The organism is Zavarzinia sp. (genome assembly GCF_041650655.1).
Classification (GTDB): Bacteria; Pseudomonadota; Alphaproteobacteria; order Zavarziniales; family Zavarziniaceae; genus Zavarzinia.
In genome coordinates, this window is the sequence record NZ_JBAZKR010000267.1 from 1 (window position 1) to 2669 (window position 2669).

At 66.7% G+C, this 2669-nt stretch carries 1 protein-coding gene; it reads right to left on the reverse strand.

Annotation, left to right across the window (positions count from 1 at the left end):
- Positions 1-333: 333 nt before the first annotated feature.
- A partial coding sequence (gene glnE / locus WC493_RS23330) for a bifunctional [glutamate--ammonia ligase]-adenylyl-L-tyrosine phosphorylase/[glutamate--ammonia-ligase] adenylyltransferase (RefSeq protein WP_373069061.1) occupies positions 334-2669 on the reverse strand: 2336 nt, incomplete at its 5' end.

Consider the following 2669-nt stretch of genomic DNA (forward strand, 5'->3'; position numbering starts at 1 on the left):
GCTCGCCGTAGTCACAAACGCGAACATCCTTTGCATCAAGTTTGCAAATTGGACACGCTCTATTTGAAACGTTCCCCATCGAGAACTCCCGAGCAATCTGACCTTAAGTCGGCTGCCTACGAGACGGAAAACTATCCATCAGAGGCGCCCCCATTTCGCGGTAGCCTGGACAATGCTGAGCAGAGAGGAATCAGGTCCCTGGTCATTTTTAGTGCCCCCTAAACCTTTCGCCCCTACCCGGCGCCAAGCAACAGCCTGATCGACTTGTTTGCAAACAGAATACGCCAACGTCAATTACCCGTCCAGCGCAAGGGCCCGCCGACCCATCCGGCTTCAGGAATCGCCGAACACCCGCCGCCACAACTCCCGCACCGCCGTGACGCGGGCGCCGACTTCTTCGGGCGCGACGCGGGCCTTGGTGCCGTTGAGGCGCAATCCATGCTGCATGCGGCGGTAATCGCGGTAGGCGTTGCGCACGGTCTCGGCCAGATCGGCGGGAATCAGCCCGGCATCGGCCGCCATTTTCAGCAGCGCGATGTTGCCCTTGTTGCCGGTGAGTTCGTGGTGGGCGTGCGAGTAGCCGAGCACCAGGTATTGCACGATGAATTCGACATCGACCAGGCCGCCGGGATCGTGCTTGAGGTCGAACACGCTGTCGCGCAGGTCGCCGCGCGTGGCGTGGCTGTCCATCATCTTCTGCCTCATCTCGACGATCTCGGCGCGCAGCTTCTCGAGGTCGCGCTGCTGGCACAGCACCTCGCAACGGATTTTCTCGAAGGCCTCGCCCACGGCCGGATCGCCGGCCGAGAAGCGGGCCCGCGTCAGGGCCTGGTGTTCCCAGACCCAGGCGGATTCGAGCTGGTACTTGCGGAAGGATTCCATCGAGCTGACCACCAGCCCGGAATCGCCATTGGGCCGCAGCCGCAGGTCGGTTTCGAACAACTGCCCGGCCGCCGTTTGCGCCGAGAGCCAGGTGTTGAACCGCGTGCCGAGGCGGCCGTAGTTCTCGCCGGCCTCGGGCGCCGGATCCTCGTAGAGGAAGACCAGGTCGAGGTCGGAGGCAAAGCCGAGTTCCTTGCCGCCCAGCTTGCCGTAGCTGATGACGGCGAACTTCGGCGTCTCGACGTGGCGCTTGGGCATCTTCAGCCAGGCACGCTGCAAGGCGGCGTCGAGCAGGATGTCGGCCAGTTCGGAAAGATGGTCGGCGAGTTTCTCCACGGTGTAGAGCCCGGCCACATCCTGCGCCAGCAGGCGGAACACCTGGGCGTGGTGGGTCTCGCGCAGCAGGTCCATCTGCCGCTCGGTGTCGGGCTCCAGTTCTTGCAGGCGGGCGGCGAGTTGCGCGCGCACGCCGCTCCAGTCGGGCAGCACGTCGAGCAGGCGCGGGTCGAGCAGCTCGTCGAGCAGGATCGGATGGCGCTGCAAATACTCGGCGGCCCAGGTCGAGCTGCTGACCAGCTCGGCCACCTTGCGCAGGGCCTGCGGGTACTGCTGCAACAGCGCGAGATAGGCGGCGCGGCGCGAGATGGTTTCGAGCAGGTCGAGGCTGCGCGACAGCGTCGCGTCGGGATTCGGCATCTCGGCCGCGGCCTGGATCAGCTGCGGCACCAGGGCGTCGAAGCGCTCGCGGATGCCGGCGGCAAGCTGCTGGTAGCGCGGCCCGGCACGCAGGGCGGCGACGCGCTTGGCGGCCTCGCCGGGCTGCCGATAACCGAGGTTGGCGAATTCCTCAGCCTGCTCCTCGCTGCCGGCGCCGCGCCACATGCCGGCCAGCTTGTGCTCGCCGCGGTTGGGGTCGGCGAACACGGCCTCGAAATGCCGCGCCACGGCGGCGCGGTGGTCGTCCAGCTCGGCCAGCAGGCCGTCGAAGGAACCGTAGCCCATGGCGCGGGCGACGCGCGCGCGGTCCTCGTCGCCGGTCGGCAGCATGTGCGTCTGCGCGTCGTCGAGGTATTGCAGGCGGTGTTCGACGCGGCGCAGGAACTCGTAGGCGGCGGCCAGCTCGGTCGCCGCTTCGGGCGCCAGCAGGCCCTGCGCGGCCAGCAGCGCCAGCACCCGCAGCGTCGGCTTGACCTGCAAGGCGGGGTCGCGCCCGCCGCGGATCAGCTGGAACACCTGGGCGATGAACTCGATCTCGCGGATGCCGCCGGGGCCGAGCTTGACGTTGTCGGCCATGTCCTTTTTCGCCACTTCCTGGCGGATCTGCGCATGCAGTTCGCGCATGGCGTTGATGGCGCCGAAGTCGAGATACTTGCGGAAGACGAAGGGGCGGCGGATCGCCTGCAGCTCGTCATGACGGCCGCCGGCGCTGTTGCCAGTGAGCGGCCGCGCCTTGATCCAGGCGTAGCGTTCCCATTCGCGGCCCTGGGTGACGAAGTAGTTCTCCAGCATGTCGAAGGAACAGACCAGCGGGCCGGAATCGCCGTTGGGCCGCAGGCGCATGTCGACGCGGAACACCTGGCCGTCTTCGGTCGGCTCGGCGATGGCGTTGATCAGCGCGCGGCCGAGGCGGGTGAAGAATTCGAAATTGGAAATCGACTTGGCGCCGTCGGTCTCGCCGTCCTCGGGATAAACGAAGATCAGGTCGATGTCGGACGACACGTTGAGCTCGCGCCCGCCGAGCTTGCCCATGCCGACCACGATCAGTTCCTGTGGCGCGCCCGACCCAT